10 protein-coding genes and 1 pseudogene are annotated in these 16596 nt (G+C 68.9%); 4 read left to right on the forward strand and 7 right to left on the reverse strand.

The genetic code is table 11. The annotated features are described in order from the left end of the window. Window positions 1-3 precede the first annotated feature (3 nt). Window positions 4-1263: pseudogene (locus ABZ490_RS39515) on the reverse strand (PP2C family protein-serine/threonine phosphatase); the annotation flags it as partial. Between the two features lie 76 nt (window positions 1264-1339). Then, window positions 1340-6706 (reverse strand): pullulanase-type alpha-1,6-glucosidase, encoded by a 5367-nt coding sequence (gene pulA, locus ABZ490_RS39520; protein ID WP_359001912.1) that lies wholly within the window; start codon window positions 6704-6706, stop codon window positions 1340-1342. Between the two features lie 188 nt (window positions 6707-6894). Between pulA and ABZ490_RS39525 the strand changes: the two genes are divergently transcribed. Then, on the forward strand, window positions 6895-8979 hold the full coding sequence (locus tag ABZ490_RS39525; protein WP_359001913.1) for a carbohydrate-binding module family 20 domain-containing protein: 2085 nt from the start codon (window positions 6895-6897) through the stop codon (window positions 8977-8979). A 106-nt stretch (window positions 8980-9085) separates the two neighbouring features. Here ABZ490_RS39525 and ABZ490_RS39530 read toward each other — a convergent pair whose 3' ends face one another. After that, the gene (locus ABZ490_RS39530) at window positions 9086-10465 is read right to left on the reverse strand and encodes an alpha-amylase family protein (RefSeq protein WP_359001915.1); all 1380 of its coding nucleotides are present in this window, start codon (window positions 10463-10465) and stop codon (window positions 9086-9088) included. A gap of 294 nt (window positions 10466-10759) precedes the next feature. On the opposite strand from ABZ490_RS39530, the gene ABZ490_RS39535 reads away from it, so the two are divergent. Both ABZ490_RS39535 and ABZ490_RS39540 read left to right on the forward strand, forming a co-directional pair. Then, entirely contained in the window at window positions 10760-11131 is a 372-nt protein-coding gene (locus ABZ490_RS39535) for a hypothetical protein (protein ID WP_359001917.1), read from the forward strand. Between the two features lie 228 nt (window positions 11132-11359). Continuing rightward, window positions 11360-12085 carry a hypothetical protein gene (locus tag ABZ490_RS39540; protein ID WP_359001919.1) on the forward strand — a complete coding sequence of 242 codons (726 nt, stop codon included), beginning with the start codon at window positions 11360-11362 and terminating at the stop codon, window positions 12083-12085. Between the two features lie 144 nt (window positions 12086-12229). Here ABZ490_RS39540 and ABZ490_RS39545 read toward each other — a convergent pair whose 3' ends face one another. Both ABZ490_RS39545 and ABZ490_RS39550 read right to left on the reverse strand, forming a co-directional pair. Next, window positions 12230-12433 (reverse strand): DUF397 domain-containing protein, encoded by a 204-nt coding sequence (locus ABZ490_RS39545; protein WP_359001921.1) that lies wholly within the window; start codon window positions 12431-12433, stop codon window positions 12230-12232. Beyond that, window positions 12430-13260: a helix-turn-helix transcriptional regulator gene (locus tag ABZ490_RS39550; protein WP_359001923.1), complete on the reverse strand. Its 831-nt coding sequence runs from the start codon at window positions 13258-13260 to the stop codon at window positions 12430-12432. The genes ABZ490_RS39545 and ABZ490_RS39550 overlap by 4 nt, the downstream gene beginning before the upstream one ends. 157 nt (window positions 13261-13417) lie before the next feature. Here ABZ490_RS39550 and ABZ490_RS39555 point away from each other — a divergent pair, with 157 nt between their 5' ends. Next, on the forward strand, window positions 13418-14002 hold the full coding sequence (locus ABZ490_RS39555) for an ATP-binding protein (RefSeq protein ID WP_359002004.1): 585 nt from the start codon (window positions 13418-13420) through the stop codon (window positions 14000-14002). Window positions 14003-14078: 76 nt separating this feature from the next. On the opposite strand, the gene ABZ490_RS39560 is transcribed toward ABZ490_RS39555, so the two are convergent. Together ABZ490_RS39560 and ABZ490_RS39565 are read right to left on the reverse strand one after the other, a co-directional pair. Continuing rightward, entirely contained in the window at window positions 14079-14660 is a 582-nt protein-coding gene (locus ABZ490_RS39560) for a hypothetical protein (protein ID WP_359001925.1), read from the reverse strand. A gap of 119 nt (window positions 14661-14779) precedes the next feature. Further along, complete coding sequence (locus ABZ490_RS39565; RefSeq protein ID WP_359001927.1) at window positions 14780-16474, reverse strand: glycoside hydrolase family 13 protein; 1695 nt, start codon at window positions 16472-16474, stop codon at window positions 14780-14782. Window positions 16475-16596 lie beyond the last annotated feature (122 nt).

Consider the following 16596-nt stretch of genomic DNA (forward strand, 5'->3'; position numbering starts at 1 on the left):
ACGTCACCCTAGCCGCAGCGCCAGCATCGCGATGTCGTCGTCCTGATCGTGGGCGAAGTGGCCGAGCAGCAGGTCGCAGAGGGCGTCCAGGCCCGGTGGGGCGGTCGCGGCGGCGGTGCGCAGGCGGTCCAGGCTGACGCCGAGGTCCGTGCCGCGGGTCTCGATCAGGCCGTCGGTGACCATGAGCAGCCTCTCGCCGCGGCGCAGCACCGTCTCGGTCGGGGCCGGGCGGTCGAGGCCGAGGCCGAGGAGCGGGCCGTCCACGTCGACGTAGGCGGCGGTGCCGGCGGCGGAGACGACCAGCGGGGGAAGGTGCCCGGCGTTGGCCACCCGCAGCCGTCCGGTCGTGGGCTCCAGCAGGGTCAGGCAGACGGTCGCGGTGACGTCGGGGTGGTAGTGCTGGAGCATCCGGTCGAGCCGGGCCGCGAGCACGGCCGGGTCGGGGTCCTCGACGCAGTAGGCGCGCAGCGCGTGCCGGATCTCCACCATCACCGTGGCGGCCTCCAGGGAGTGCCCGACGACGTCCCCGACGGCGGTGAGCACCCCGGCGCCGCTGGAGACGGCCGCGTAGAAGTCGCCGCCGATCTCGGTCTCCCGGGACGCGGGCACGTACCGCACCACCAGGTCCACGCCGGGCAGCCGGGGCGGCCGGTCGGGGCGGGGCAGGAAGCTGTGCTGGAGGGTGAGCGCGACATGCCGTTCCACCTGGTAGAGCAGCAGCGGCTCGGCGGCCAGCGCGGTGACCTGGGCGAGCCGGGAGAGCAGTCCGTCGTCGACGACGGGGGCGGCGGCCGGGACCGCCACGCAGACGGGGGTGCGCCGGCCCGGGGTCACGGCCGGCACCAGCCGGGCGGCCTCCCGGCGGCCCGGCCGGAAGAACCCGGCCGGCCACACCGTCGCCGGCACGAGCACGCCCGGCGCCCCGCCGGGAACCGACGCGAGCCGGGAGACCAGCCGGGCGACCGTCTCGTGCGCGGCGGCGTCCGGCAGCCCGAGGGTGCCGCGGTCCAGGGAGGCGCCCCGGTGCAGTCCGCCGTCCGGGCCGATCACGAAGACCACCGCGGGGGACCCGGCGAGCCGGGCGGCGCCCTCCGCGGCGGCCTCTGCCAGTTCGCCCGGGCAGCGCGCGGTCTGCACGGCGACGGTCGCCTCCGCGAGGAGCGTCAGCCGGCGCGCCCGCGCCTCCGCCTCGCCCCTGCGCCGCGCCCCGCGCAGGGCGGCCCGTACGGCGGACTGCGTCTGCAGCGGATCGGCGGGCACCGTGGGACTCCCGGCCCTCTAGGGAACGACGTGGTGGGGCGGCCCCGCGCCGGGACCGCCCCACCAAGCTAGTCCTGTATCAGGAGACCCGGGAGAAGACCGCGACAGTACGACCCGGAACGGCGAACGTGCCCGATTCCCGCACGTAGGACGAGGTCTTGACGGTAGAGTCCGCGCCCGACGCCTGCACGGGGTGCAGCCGGTAGCCGTGACCGGCGAGAGAAACGATCCGCTGCTTCTGCTCGTCCGGCGTCGCGTTGAAGACGACGACCAGATCGCCCAGCTCCATGGTGATCACCCCGGGCGTCTCGTCCGTGCCGGACAGCGGGAAGGACAGCGCCGACTGCACCCGCGCGGCCGTGCCGAGCGAGAACGCCTTCTCCGTCGTACGGATCCTCAACAGGTCCCGGTACGCGGCGGAGGCGCCGGTGATCTGCGGGCAGCCCACCTCGACGCTCGTCAACAGCGGCTTGGCGTAGGGCCACTTGGAGGCGTTGTCGGCGGCCGGGGGCAGCCCGCGGCCGAAGCCGTTGCCGTCGGCGCAGTTCCAGTGGATCGCGTTGAACCAGTCGCCGCTGTCGAAGGAGTTGCGGTCCAGGGACTTGGAGCGCAGCAGGTCGGAGCCGGCCTGAGAGAGCGACGGTCCCTGCGAGAGGGCGGCCGTGGCCATCGCGAGGACCTGCATCCGGGCCCGGTCGGCGGCGCTCGTCGACGAGGGCAGCTTGTAGGCGAGGGCGTCGAACAGGGACTCGTTGTCGTGCGCGTCGGCGTAGGCGAGGGCGTCGCCGGGCGCGGCCGCGTATCCGGCGGGCTGCCCGTTGTAGTCGACCCCGGCGCCGGTGACCTCCTTGCCGTCGGTGTCGGTGAACCGGTAGGCGGCGAGGTCGCCGGACAGACCGACCTTGATCAGGTCCTGGTAGTGCAGGAGGCGGGCCTTCTGCTCGGCCGTCGTCCCGTTGGCCGTGGAGGAGTTGGGGTCGGTGTACAGGCCGGACGCGAAGCCCTGGACGCCGGGGTCGGAGTCGAAGGGCCCGCCGCCGCGCACCGCGTCCCGCGCCCGGTCGGAGAAGGTCGCGATGCCCGTGCCGGCCATGTTCTTCTGGGTGGCCTGCACGAACCGGGCGTCGTCGGCGACCTCGCCGAAGTTCCAGCCCTCGCCGTACAGGATGATCTTCTTGCCGTCCACGCCGTCCCTGGCGGGGGTCAGCGCGTCGAGCGCCTTGCGGACGGCGAGGATGTTGGCCTTCGGGTGGTGACCCATGAGGTCGAAGCGGAAGCCGTCGACCTTGTACTCCTTGGCCCAGGTGACGACCGAGTCCACGACCAGCTTGCCCATCATGGCGTTCTCGGTGGCGGTGTTGGCGCAGCAGGTGCTGTTGGCGACCGATCCGTCGGCGAGGAGGCGCTGGTAGTAGCCGGGGACGATCCGGTCCAGGACGGAGGTGTCCGCCTGGCCGCTCGCCGCGGTGTGGTTGTAGACGACGTCCATGACGACCCGCAGGCCGTCCCCGTTCAGGGACTTGACCATCTTCCGGAACTGGACCGTGCGCGCGGTGCCGTCCGGGTCGGTGGCGTACGAGCCCTCGGGGACCGTGTAGTGGTACGGGTCGTAGCCCCAGTTGTAGGCGTCCTTCGCGGCGGTCTTCGCGACGCACTCCTGCTGCTGGTCGGAGTCGGCCGCGTAGGAGGCGAGGTCGCAGTCGGGGGTGGCCTGGTCGGCCTTCTTCTCGGGGATGGTGGCGATGTCGAAGGCGGGCAGCAGATGGACGTACGACGTGCCCGACTCCGCCAGGGCGCGCAGATGCTTGGAGCCGTCGCTGTTCCTGTCGGTGAAGGCGAGGTAGGTGCCGCGGTCCTGCGCCGGCACGGTCGGGTCCGCGACGGAGAAGTCCCGGATGTGCAGCTCCTGGATCTCGGCGTCCTTGAGCGGCACCGCCTGGGGCTTGGTGTACGAGGACCAGCCGCCCGGCGCCAGGGACTTGTCGTCGAGGTCGACCACGAGACTGCGCGCGGAGTCCGCCGTCAGGGCGACCGAGTAGGGGTCGGTGACCTGGTTGGTGACGACCTTGCGGACACTGGGCGCCCAGACCTTCACGACGTACCGGTAGGCCTTGCCCTTCCAGGACCGGGGGCCGGTGACGGACCAGACGCCGGTGCCGGCGTCACGCCTCATCTTCACCAGGGGGCCGCCGATCTCCAGGGACACCTTCTGCGCGGTAGGCGCCCAGACGGCCAGCGTGGGGCGGCCGTCCCGGAAGGTCGGGCCCAGCTTCGCCTTGGTGGCGCCGGGGTACAGATCGTCGAGCACTCCGGCGATCTGGACGCCCGTCGCGGCCAGGACCGCCCCGTTCACGGCCCGCTGGGAGGCGACGAGCTGTCCGCCGAGCGCCTCACGCACCCGGTCGCGGTCGCGCGGGTCGACGGACCACGCGGTGTAGGCCTTCAGGTGCGGGAACCTCGCCTTCTGGGCGTCGGTGAGCGTGGTCTTCGACAGCCGCAGCCAGCGCTCGTCGTCGCTGGTCAGCGCACCCTTGTCGACGGTGATCGAGCCGTCGTGGGAGTACAGGAGCTGGGTGGAGGCGGCGGCCTCGGAGCCGTTCCAGGCGACGGTGTCGCGGTCGATCCAGACCGCCTTGGAGGTGGTCAGGTCGAGCGCGGCGGCGGATCCGGCCGGCTGCGGGAGGAGGTACTTCTCCTGGCCGCCCAGCAGCCACACCTCATGGCCGTTCGCCGTGAGGTCCAGGGACTGGTCGGCGGGCAGGTCCTTGTCGTCGCCCTTGTGGAGGATGTAGCTGAGGCTGGTGGCCCCGTCGGTGAGCGGCACCTCGAAGACGGCGCCGTAGGCGTCGGTCCGCACCGGCTTCAGCGGGTTGGACCACTCGGTGGGGTTCGCGGCGCCCGTCCAGACGTGCAGGCCCCAGCCGTCGTAGTCCCCGTCGGCGCGGTGGTAGTGCAGGATCGCCTTCGACTTGTCCTGGGCGGGGTAGTCGGGCCGCTCCGTCTGCACGTCCTCCTTGCCCTGCTCGATCCAGACCTCGCCGGTCTCGGTGACGTCGATCGTGCGGTCGGCGGAGACGTCCTTGGTGCCGTCCTTGTCGATGACGAGGAAGCCGATCGACGAGGCGCCGGGCTTGAGCTTGACGTAGGCGAAGGCGCCGTACGCGTCACGGCCGGTGAAGGGGTGGCTGGCCGGCCAGTCCGTCGCCTCGCCGTCGGCGAGGTCGCCCCAGGCGTACAGGCCCCAGTCGGTGTAGTCGCCGTCGGTGCGCTTGTAGTGGACGATCGCGTAGTCGCGGGAGGAGGCGGTGGGGGTCTCCTCGGCGGGCGGGGTGCCGGTGGTGCTCGTGGCGGTGGCGCTCGCGGTCCGGCCGGCCGAGTCGACGACGACAGCCTTGTAGCGCAGGGCGGTTCCGGCCGGGACGTCCTTGCCGAGGGTCTGGGTGACCTTGTAGGGGGCGTGGTCGGCGGAGCCGAGGGTCTGCCACTTCCCGTTGCCGGTCTGGGCGGCGAAGACGACCCGGTCGAGCTGCCCGCCGTCCACGTCGGCACTGAGCTCGACGGTTCCGGTGGCGCCGGCCGCCGGGGCCGTCAGGGTGAGCGTCGGCCTGGTGGCGGGCTTGGCGAGCGGTCCGGCGGCCTTGAGGACGATCGCCGAACCGGCCGGGACGGTGACGGTGATCTTCTTGTCGGCGCCGGAGGTGACCGTGCTCCTGGTGCCGTAGATCCCGTGGAAGGCCATGCGCGCGGACCCGGTCGCGAAGGTCGCCGTGCGTGCGGTGTCCGCGTTGTTGAAGGCGACGACGTACTCGGCGCCGCTCTTCGCGTCGGTGCGCGAGAAGGCGTAGACACCCGCGCCGTCCGCCGCGTACCGCTCGGTCTGGACGCCGTCCGTCAGCGCCGGGTTGGCCTTGCGGAGCTGGGCGAGGGCCGCGATCCGCCGGTACAGCGGGGCGCTCGTGTCATAGGCGGCGCTCGCGTGGGTGCGGTCGGTGCCGATCTCGTCGTCGTCGAGGTAGTCGGCGACCTTGGAGGCGAACATCGTCTGGCGGGCGTCCTTGTCGCCGCCGGAGCCGGTGAAGCCCTGTTCGTCGCCGTAGTAGACGACCGGGTTGCCGCGGCTGAGGAACATCAGCTCGTTGGCGAGCCGGTCCTTCTTGAGCAGTTCGGCGTCGGTGGCCTTCGGGTTGTCCTGGTTCAGGAAGTAGCCGATGCGGCCCATGTCGTGGTTGCCGAGGAAGGTGACCTGCTCGTACGCGTTGGCCTTGTCGGTCGTGTACGTGTAGTCGTCGGCGAAGACACCGGCGAGTTTCTGTGCGCTGCCGCCCTGGGAGGCGTACTGGCGGGCCGCCTCCTGGAAGGGGAAGTCGAGGGTGGCGTCGAGGCGGCCCTGGGTGACGTACGGGGAGGTGATCGACGGGTCGGCGGAGTAGACCTCGCCGAACATGAAGAAGTCCTTGCGGCCCTGCTTCGCCGCGTACGCGTCGAGGGCGGTCGCCCACTGGGTCCAGAACTCCATGTTCACGTGCTTCACGGTGTCGATCCGGAAGCCGTCGATGTCGAAGTCCCTGACCCAGCGCTGGTAGATCCTCTCCATCCCGCTGACGACCTCGGGCCGCTCGGTCCACAGGTCGTCGAGGCCGGAGAAGTCGCCGTAGGTCGTGGACTCACCGGCGTACGTCGAGTCGCCCCGGTTGTGGTACATCGTCGGGTCGTTGAGCCAGGACGGCACCTTGGACGTCGACGTGACCTTCGGGGTGCGCGGGAAGGAGTCGGCGTCGACGGCGGGGAACTTCTTCCCGGCTGCCGCGTGGTCGGCGTCGTCGAAGGGCTCGCCGTCCTTGGTCAGATAGGGGAAGGCGCCCTTGGAGAGGTAGTCGTAGGACTTCTCCTCGTAGTCGACGACGTCGGCGGTGTGGTTGGTGATGACGTCGAAGAACACCTTCATGCCCTTGGCGTGCGCCTTGGCGATGAGCGTCTCGAGATCCTTGTTGGTGCCGAAGTGCGGGTCGACCTGGGTGAAGTCGGTGATCCAGTAACCGTGGTAGCCGGCCGAGGCGTTGCTGCCGGTGCCCTGCACGGGCCGGTTCTTGAAGATCGGGGCCATCCAGATGGCGGTGGTGCCGAGACCCTTGATGTAGTCGAGGCGCTTGGTCAGCCCCTTGAGGTCGCCGCCCTGGTAGAAGCCCTTGTCGGTGGGGTCGTAGCCGGTGGTCATCCGTGAACCGGTCAGACCGCCCTTGTCGTTGGCGGTGTCCCCGTTGGCGAAACGGTCCGGCATGACGAAGTAGAACTGCTCGCGGGTGTCGTCGTGCCGGGCGGGCTCGGCGGCGAGCCTCGCGTCGGAGGGCGGCGGGGGCGGGCTGTCCGCGTGGGCGGCGAGCGGCTGTACGAGCGCGGCGGCCAGGGCCGCGACGGCGACGGCCGCGACCCGTCTGACGTGTATCACCGGTGTGAACTCCTAGCGACGGCGGCTCTCTTGGGTCCGACCCCGCGCGACCGTATCGCTGCCGAAAGGTTTACAGCAAGAGTCTTGCAAGCAACAGCAAGAATTTGCACCGGAGCCTTGACGGGCCCTTCGCAACTGCCCCACTCTCACGGGTTGTTGAAACACGAAACCCCTTTCCGGAGCCGCACATGACCACCAGACACCACCCCCCGGGTGTCCTCCGGCGCGCCGCCACCGCCGCGGCCGCCGCCACCCTGGCCCTCGCCGGAGCCGTCGCGCTGCCCGCCGGTGCCGCCCACGCCGACACCACCGCCAAGGGCGATGTCATCGCCAACTTGTGGGAATGGAACTGGGACTCCATCGCCGACGAGTGCACCGACGTCCTCGGCCCGGCCGGCTACGGCGCCGTCCAGGTCGCCCCGCCCGCCGAGTCCCTCAAGCAGTCCTCGTACTACTGGTGGGACGTCTACCAGCCGTACTCCTACAACCTGAACAGCCGCTTCGGTACGGCGGCGAAGTTCGCCTCGATGGTGACCGCCTGCCATGACGCGGGCGTCAAGGTCTACACGGACGCGGTGATCAACCACACCGCCGCCCAGACCGGCACCGGCTACAACGGCACGACCCTCACCAACAAGTACGACACCCCGGACTGGGACCCGGGCGACTACCACCAGTCCGACGACTGCAACGACTCCGACCTGATCATCGACGACTGGTCGAACCTCTCCGAGGTGCAGAACTGCGAACTGCTCGGCCTGCCCGACCTGGAGACGGAGAACGACAACGTCCGCTCCGGCATCGCGGCCTTCCTCAACAAGCAGATCGCGCTCGGGGTGGACGGCTTCCGGGTCGACGCGGCCAAGCACATCCCCGAGGCCGACCTCGCGGCGATCGAGGCCAGGCTGACCACCACGACCTCGGGGGCGACGCCGTACGTCTTCCAGGAGATCTACCCGGGCTCGACCCCGCAGCCGGCCGACTACTACGCCTCCGGTGACGTCCTGGACTTCACCTACGCGAGCAAGCTGAAGTCGGCGTTCCAGGGCAATGTCAGCGATCTGGAGTCGCTGTCCTCCTCCGGCATCCTGCCGGCCGCCAACTCGGTGTCCTTCGTGACCAACCACGACACCGAGCGCAACGGACTGCACATGAGCTACAAGGACGGCGACTCCTACAAGCTCGCCAACCTCTTCCAGCTCGCCTACAAGTGGTCCACGCCGACCGTGTACGCGAGCTGGGAGTGGACGCAGAGCGACCAGGCCCCGCCGAACTCCGCCGGTTTCGTCACCGACACCGACTGCGCGAACGGCTCCTGGTACTGCCTCGACCGGGACACCGCGGTCGTCGGCATGGTCGCCTGGCACAACGCCACCGACACCGCCGCCGTCTCCAACTGGCAGACCAAGTCGTCGAGCGTCATCGGCTTCGGCCGCAGCGGAGCGGGCTTCTTCGCCCTCAACAACGGCTCCGCCGGCGCCACGTACACCTTCACGACCGGTATGGCCGACGGCACGTACAAGAACGTGATCGACGGCGGCGCGAGCACGGTCACCGTCTCGGGCGGCAGCGCCTCCCTCACCATCCCGGCGAAGAGCGCGATCGCCTTCTACGACGGCTCCTACACCTGCACGGTCGGCTGCGAGGACCCGGGCGGCGGTGACGGCGGCGGCTCCACGTCGACGGTGAGCACGACGTTCAACGAGTACGCGTCGACGGCCACCGGCACGAACGTCTTCGTCGTCGGCTCGATCGCGGCCCTCGGCGGCTGGGACACCTCCAAGGCGGTCGCCCTGTCCTCCTCGGGCTACCCGGTCTGGTCGGGCGAGGTGAGCGTGCCGATCAACACGTCGTTCGAGTTCAAGTACATCAAGAAGGACGCCTCCGGGAACGTGACCTGGGAGTCCAACGCCAACCGGACGGCCGCGACGGCGACTTCGGCGATCACGGTCAACAGCTCCTGGAACGTGGCCACCGCGAGCGCCACCGACGTCACCTTCAACGTCAACGCGACGACGACCTGGGGCACCAACGTCTACGTCGTCGGCTCGATCGCCTCGCTCGGCTCCTGGAACACCGCCGACGCGATCCCGCTGTCCTCGGCGTCCTACCCGACGTGGAGCAGGACGGTGATCGTCCCGAAGAGCACGGCCTTCGAATACAAGTTCATCAAGAAGGACGCGTCGGGGACGGTCACCTGGGAGTCCGGGACGAACCGCTCGTACACGACGGGCAGTTCGTCCGGATACACCACGAGCGACACCTGGAGGTAGGCCTCAGCAGTTCGAGTTCGTCTGGGTGAGCAGGCCCAGCCGCCACGGGAGCGTGTCGTACGGGCCCGTGGCGGCCGGGTCCAGGCCCTGGTAGAGGTACTGGGGCTCAGCAGCTCGACTTGCCGGTGTAGATCGCCAGGGCGGTGTTGGCGCCGAGGGTGGCCGTGAACTGGCCACTCGAATTCACCGTCACCGTGGTGTTGTTCTGGACGTTGCAGTACGTCCCCGCGGCCAGGGAGGTCTGGTAGGTCCGGGTCAGGGAGCCGCTCTCATGATTGATGGCCACGTACCCCTTGCCGCCGCGCCCGAAGGCGATCGCGTCGCCCCCGTTGTCCCACCAGTCGGAGACTGCCTCGCCGCGGGTGGCGTTGCGGAAGGCGACCATGCGGAGGATCTCCGGCCAGGCGTGCTGGCACTTCCAGCCGTCCTGCCAACAGGCGTTGACCGTACCGCCGTTGGGCGGACCGGCGTCCGTGTCGGACCACTCGTAGCCGGAGTTGATGTCCGGGGCGCCGTACGGGTACGCCAGCATGAAGACGTTGGCGAGGGTGTAGTTCGCGCCGTCCTTGTAGTCGAGGGTGGAGCCGTTGCGCTCGGTGTCGTGGTTGTCGACGAAGACGCCCGCGACGGAGCTGCTCAGATACCCCCAGCCCTCGCCGTAGTTCTTCAGATAGGCGAGGTTCTCGTTGTTGAAGACCCGCTTGAGGTCGTAGGCGTAACGGAACTCCTGCACATCGCCGTTGCCGGTGTACTCGGTGGGCTGGACGGCCTCGCCGGAGCCGTAGATGACCTCCTGCTTCCAGTACGCGCCCGGGTTCGTCAGCCGGGACTTGATGTTGGCCAGGTCGGCGGTGTCGATGTGCTTGGCCGCGTCGATGCGGAAGCCGTCGACGCCCAGGGTGAGCAGGTCGTTCATGTAGCCGGCGATGGTCTTGCGGACGTACTCCTCGCCGGTGTCCAGGTCGGCGAGGTTCACCAGCTCGCAGTGCTGGACGTTCCAGCGGTCCTGGTAGTTGGTCACCGGGGAGGTGCAGTCGTCGAAGTCGTAGGAGGAGTACAGGCCCGGGTAGGCGTACTTCGTGTACGAGGAGCCGCCGGTGCCGGTGCCGCTGCCCGCCGCCATGTGGTTGATGACCGTGTCGACGACGACCTTGACGCCCGCCGCGTGGCAGGTGTTCACCATGCTCTGGAACGCGGCGCGGTCACCGAGGCGCCCGGCGATCTTGTAGCTGACCGGCTGGTACGACGTCCACCACTGCGAGCCCTGTATGTGCTCGGCGGGCGGGGAGACCTGGACGTATCCGTAGCCGGCCGGGCCGAGGGTGGTGGTGCACTCCTTCGCGACGGAGGCGAAGTTCCACTCGAACAGGACGGCGGTGACGTCCTTGGTACCGGGCGGGGTGGCGTGGGCGGCGGTCGCGGGAGCCATGAGGGCCGCTCCGGCGGCGAGGGCGACGGCGCCCGAAAGGGTTCTGCTGCTGACCATGTGGGGGTTCCTTCTCCATTGAAGGTTCTTGCTGCAATCTTTCAGAAACCTTGCGGTGGCGTGATGTTAAGGGTGCGATGGCCGAGAAGGGCAGGGGGTGGCGTGAAAGAAGTGCAGGAAGTTATGAATGACATCCCGTCAGGAGGCCGCGCGCCACCGTGTGGGAAGTGGCGACGCCGCGTCTCAAGGTGATCCGGGTCCAGCGAGCCGAGGACCCCGAGGCCTCCGAGAACACCGAGGGCAGGAAGAACAGAGAGAATGCCGGATTTCGTACGAGAGGGACGTCTGTTCCGGGTGGTCAGCTTCGCAGCGTCTCACCGGCAGCTGCTGCTGCGCAGCGACGCCACCGCGGTCGACAACACGGACACCCGCGTCGAGGTGTACTTCGGGCATGTGGAGCTCATGCTGCTCAAGCCCATCTACGAGAACGGGCTCCACGTCCGCTTGGCGTCGGAGGCCGAGTTCGCGGTGCTGATAGAGCGCCATGACCTCGCCGCCGAGGATGCGGGCTTCACCTGGATGATCGAATCCGACGGGGACAGCTTCGTCGTCTCCGGCAACCCCTCATGGCGCGAGGCAGACCGAGAGTTCGAGGACCCGTCCCTGTTCGACTTCGCCCTGCCCTGGCCGCCGGACTTCCCCGTGGAGTATGGCAGCGTCGGCTGACGCGGATGACACACTGAGGGCGCCACACGTGGGGGGGGGCGCCCTCAGCGCCGCGAACACGAACACATCGTCTCCACCAGTGACGACAAAGACGCCCGCCCCATCGGCAGAAGTCGTCGGCGTCTGCCGCACCGGCCCCCCGGCATCCCTGGTTCATCTGACGCGAGGGCTTTCCAGCTGATTAAGTGACAACTTCAGTTGGGATGTGACGACCTGGGGGGCCAAGGCATGGCAACAGATACCCACGACGGACCGGATCCGGAAGCAGCCGTACGTGGGCAGCGAGCCCTCGATCTCCTCGACAAGGCAATCGACCTCCAGACCCCGCTGGTACGCAAGAACATCGCCCGAGCCCGCCAGCGAAACCCAGAGGCGACACCGGCACAGGTGATCCGCAATCTGGAGCGGATGTACGTCAGCGCCTTGAGCGGGACGGGTGCCGCGGTGGGAGCAACCGCAGCCGCGCCCGGCGTCGGGACGGGAGTCGCACTGGCACTGTCGGCAGGCGAAACTCTCTCGTCTCTTGAGCTGAGCGCGCTCTTCGCGCTTTCGATCGCCGAAGTCCACGGCGTCCCCATCGACGAGGTCGAGCGCCGCCGGACTATCGTGCTGGGAATCATGCTCGGCGGGAGCGGGTCCACCACCATTACCAAGGTCGCCGAGCGGACGGGGCAACACTGGGGACGTCAGGTTGTCGCCAAGGTACCGGTCGAGACGTTGCGCCAGATCAACAAGATCCTGGGGAAGAACTTCGTCACGAAGTACGGAACCAAGCAGGGAATCATCGTTCTCGGCCGAGTGGCACCGTTCGGTATCGGCGCGGTGATAGGTGGTGGCGCCAACGCCGCCCTCGCCTCTCTGGCGGTGAGGGCTGGTCGTCGGGCGTTCGGCCCAGCCCCGAAGTCGTGGCCAGAGGTGACGGGCGGCATGCCGTCGACGCCCGGGGACTCGTAAGGTTGACACGCAGTGCGTTGAAGGGCGTCGAACGCCCTGACGGGCCCGAGGGCACTTCTGGCCGGCGCCCCGCTCCGCGACTGGAGAGGGCGCCGATGGGTGACGGGACTGCGCCCGGAGCCGCCCGCCGATCATGTGTCCTTGTCAGAGTGCCGCGAACTCGACGAACGCGGTCCAGGCCCTGGGTTGTACGGCCAGTGCGGTACGGGTGGTGTCCTTCGAGTCGCGGACGTGGACCGTGCCGGCGGGGACGGCGACCTCGACGCATTCGCCGCCTTCCTCGCTGCTGTAGCTGCTCTTTCGCCATGTCAACTGTTCTATCGGCGGCTGATGTACATGCGCGTTCATGGCTCTCCCAGCAACTTCTCTACGTACGTCAATGATTCACGGGGAGTCAGGGCCTGCGCACGGATGATTCCGTACTTGACCTCCAGCGCACGGACCCGCTCCCGCTCCGTCTGCAAGCGACTCACGTTCTGCACCTCTGCGTACGCGATCCTGCGCCCTTCCTTCGTTTCGATCAAGGTGAAGGGACCAGCCATACCAGCGTTCTCCTCACGGTCGAGCGGCATCACCTGGATCTCGACGTTCCGCCGCTCCTGCGTGAGGAGAATGTGCTCAAGCTGACCGCGCAGGACTCGCCGTCCTCCGATCGGACGCCTCAGCACAGCCTCATCGATGACAAAGCTGGCGAGCGGCGCATCGCGGCTCGACAAGATCTCCTGCCGGGCCAGGCGCGCGGACACTCGCTGTTCGATCAGATCGTCATCCATGGGCGGCCGCATCATCATGAAGATGGCCCGCGCATACTCCTCCGTCTGCAAGAGCCCCGGCACCGCCTGGTTCGCGTACACATGGAGTTCGACGGCCTCAGCTTCCAAGCGTGCCGCATCCCGGAAAAACGCCGGATACTGGGCCCGAGCCACCTCCTCCTTGCTCGCGCCCAACACCCCACCAGCACCCAGCACCTCATCCGCCTGGTCGATGAACTTCGGCGGCGGAATACGTCTCGCCTGCTCGAACGACGCGATCGTCGAGGCCGAGTACCCGGTCAGCGAACCAAGCCTCGCGCGGTCCATCCCCGCACGATCCCGGAACAGCTTCAACTGCCGCCCGAACACACACAGCATGCCCGTCCCGACCTCATACTCCGGCTGCTGAACCTCGTCGTCCACGCCGCAGCTCCTCCCGTACGACCTTCACGGCCACCCACGTACAAGCGCGCCGCCCACGTGTACAGCCCGCACTCGTCAGCACGTCACTCCTGTTCAACGCTACGCAGAGTCCGCCACCGTTGACCGCATGAAGTCAGCAACTCCCCCGAACGGGCATATGCCGCAGCACCTCGCACCCGAACACAAGTTCGCCATGCGCTTCACCTCGACCCCACGCGGCGCCCGCCTCGCCCGCCGACTGGTCTCGCACCGCCTGGACGACTGGGGCCACCCCTACACGACCCCGGTCAACGAGACCCTCACCCTCATCACGGCAGAACTCACCGGCAACGCCGTACGCCACGGCCACGTGCCCGGCAGGGACTTCCACGTCCAACTCACCCTGGCCGAGGGCGCCTTCCGCATCGAGGTGACCGACACCCGAGCCGAGAAGCAGCCCCCGTCCGCTCCCCCGACCCCCGACTCCACATCAGAGTCCGGCCGCGGCCTACTCCTCGTCGCCGCCCTCGCGGACGACTGGGGCGTCACTCCTCGCCCGGCCGCCCCTGGCAAAACGGTATGGGCTGAGCTGCGTGTACCGACCGGCGGCCGCTCGCACACCCACCCGGCGGCCTGTCGCACGGCAGTCTCGGCATCGGCATACGGGCACAACACCGACTCGTTTCAGGCTACTTCTTCACTGCTGCGCGACGGCCTCGGGTCGCGGCCGGGGGCTACCCGTTACGGAAATCGTCGTCCGTGAATCGCCCGAGAGCTCGGACATGGGTTCTACCTTCCTCACGAAAACGGCGGCTGCTCGGTGGGCCCTCGCCGGGTCCTCAGTGGCCGAAGGGGTCCAGGCGCTTGGACGTCCCGTAGTCGCCCCACTGCAGTGAAACCTCGTCACCCTTCCATGGGACGTTGTGGAACACGGCCCACGAAAGGAGGAGTCGGTGCTGCGGGCTGAGGTTGGCATTCCAGTCCGGGTGGTCGCTGCAGAGGTCATGCTCCGCCTCTACGTAGCCGATGTTCTTGCCGTCCCTGAATATGGTCTCTCTGACGTTGCTGCTGTCCCAGCCTTCGCAGTTCAAGTAGAGAACTTTGTCCGATGTGTTGGCATAGATCACGTCGACCTGCCAGCGGGTCGGTATCCCGCCTTCCCACGGGAACACCTGACTGGCTATCCAGGAAACCTGTAGCTCTCCGTCGTCCGAGATGATGGTGCTGTCTCCCTGTGTGGCATACGCCCCCGCCTCGGGAAATGAACCGGTAGCGGCCGTCGCCGGTGCGTTCACCGGAACGCCGAGACCGACTGTCGCAGCCATCATCACCGGAGTCCACGTAGCCAAAACCCTTCGGATGTTCATCCGGACCACATCCACGGAGAAGTCTGATTCGCTCACCTCTTTACAGGTGAGCACAGGCCCTCCTTCGTCGCACATCGATCAAGAGGTCCGCATGCTCAGGGCCGAAGGCACCGAGGTGGAAGACAAAGGACCCCACCGCTTCCCGAAGAAGTGGCAGGGTCCTTGAGAGCACGTCAGGCCGTGGTCCACCACACGGTCGTGTCGGCCGGGAGCTTGGTCTCGCCGTCCGTCTCGGTGATCTCGCCGCTGGTGAGGAGGACGCGCCCGTACGACGGGACGCGGACCGGCTCGGTGGAGGTGTTGGCGGTGCAGACGAACTCGCCGCGGCGGAAGGCGAGGACGCCCTCCGGGGCCTTCAGCCACTCCACCGCGTCACCGGCGCCCAGGTCGGGCTTCGCGCGGCGCAGGTGCAGGGCGGAGCGGTAGAGCTCCAGGGTGGAGCCGGCCACGCCCTGCTGGGCCTCGACGCTGAGGTCCGCCCACTCCGCGGGCTGGGGCAGCCAGCTGCCGCCCGTGCCGAAGCCGTACGACGATCCCCCGCGGGTCCACGGGATCGGCACCCGGCAGCCGTCGCGGAAGCCGTCCTGGCCGGCGCCGCGGAAGTAGGCCGGGTCCTGGCGGACCTCGTCGGGGAGGTCGACGACGTCGGGCAGGCCGAGTTCCTCGCCCTGGTAGACGTAGGCCGAGCCGGGCAGGGCCAGCATGAGGAGGGTGGCCGCGCGGGCGCGGCGCAGGCCGAGCTCGCGGTCGCCGGCGGTGCGGATCTGGGTGCCGAGGCCGGGCGGGTTGGCGAAGCGGGTGGCGTGGCGGGTCACGTCGTGGTTGGACAGGACCCAGGTCGCCGGGGCGCCGACCGGGCGCATCGCCTCCAGGGTGCGGTCGATGACCGTACGGAGCTCCTTCGCGTCCCATTCCGTCGACAGGTACTGGAAGTTGAAGGCCTGGTGCAGCTCGTCGGGACGCACGTAGTTCGCGGTGCGCTCGACGGTGGGGGTCCAGGCCTCCGCGACGAAGATGCGCTCGCCCGAGTACTCGTCGAGGATGAGCCGCCACTGGCGGTAGATGTCGTGGACGCCGTCCTGGTCGAAGAACGGCATGACATCGTTGCCCAGCAGTTTGAGCTGGTCGTGGGAGCCGAGGTCGGGGAGACCGGCCGCCTTCACCAGTCCGTGGGCGACGTCGATACGGAAGCCGTCCACGCCCATGTCCAGCCAGAAGCGCAGGATCGAGCGGAACTCGTCGCCGACCGCCGGGTGTTCCCAGTTGAAGTCGGGCTGCTCGGGCGCGAAGAGGTGCAGGTACCACTCGCCGGGCGTGCCGTCCGGCTCGGTGACCCGGGTCCAGGCGGGGCCGCCGAAGATGGACTCCCAGTCGTTGGGCGGGAGTTCGCCGTTCTTCCCCTTGCCCGGGCGGAAGTGGTAGCGGTCGCGGAGGGGGGAACCCGGCCCCTCCGCGACCGCCCGCTTGAACCACTCGTGCTGGTCGGAGGAGTGGTTGGGGACCAGGTCGACGATGATGCGCAGGCCGAGCGCGCGGGCGTCGCGGATCAGGGCGTCGGCGTCGAGCAGATTGCCGAACATCGGGTCGACGGCGCGGTAGTCGGCGACGTCGTAGCCGGCGTCGGCCTGCGGGGAGGCGTAGAAGGGGCTGAGCCACACGGCGTCCACGCCGAGGTCGCGCAGGTACGGGAGGCGGGAGCGTACGCCTTCCAGGTCGCCCATGCCGTCGCCGTTGCTGTCGGCGAAGCTGCGCGGGTACACCTGGTAGATCACCGCGTCCCGCCACCAGTCACGGCGTGTGCCGACGGTGACGACGGCCGCTGCGGAGGTGGGGGTGGGGGCCGGGGCTGCGGAGTGCTGCTGGCTCATGGCGTCCTATACGTAACAGAGTCATCGGGCAGAGGTGGATACGGCGGACGGGGGACGAGGCGGCCGTGGTCACAGCGGGGTCGGATGGTGACCACGGCCGCCACCCGCGCCCCAGAGGGGCG

The organism is Streptomyces sp. NPDC005811, assembly GCF_040630405.1.
In the GTDB taxonomy this organism is placed as follows: domain Bacteria; phylum Actinomycetota; class Actinomycetes; order Streptomycetales; family Streptomycetaceae; genus Streptomyces.

Bases quoted from the DNA above. Each gene is read 5' to 3' on its own strand.
- ABZ490_RS39525 (WP_359001913.1), top strand. From the start codon at position 6,895: ATGACCACCAGACACCACCCCCCGGGTGTCCTCCGGCGCGCCGCCACC.
- ABZ490_RS39530 (WP_359001915.1), bottom strand. From the start codon at position 10,465: ATGGTCAGCAGCAGAACCCTTTCGGGCGCCGTCGCCCTCGCCGCCGGA.
- ABZ490_RS39540 (WP_359001919.1), top strand. From the start codon at position 11,360: ATGGCAACAGATACCCACGACGGACCGGATCCGGAAGCAGCCGTACGT.
- ABZ490_RS39545 (WP_359001921.1), bottom strand. From the start codon at position 12,433: ATGAACGCGCATGTACATCAGCCGCCGATAGAACAGTTGACATGGCGA.
- ABZ490_RS39555 (WP_359002004.1), top strand. From the start codon at position 13,418: ATGCCGCAGCACCTCGCACCCGAACACAAGTTCGCCATGCGCTTCACC.
- ABZ490_RS39565 (WP_359001927.1), bottom strand. From the start codon at position 16,474: ATGAGCCAGCAGCACTCCGCAGCCCCGGCCCCCACCCCCACCTCCGCA.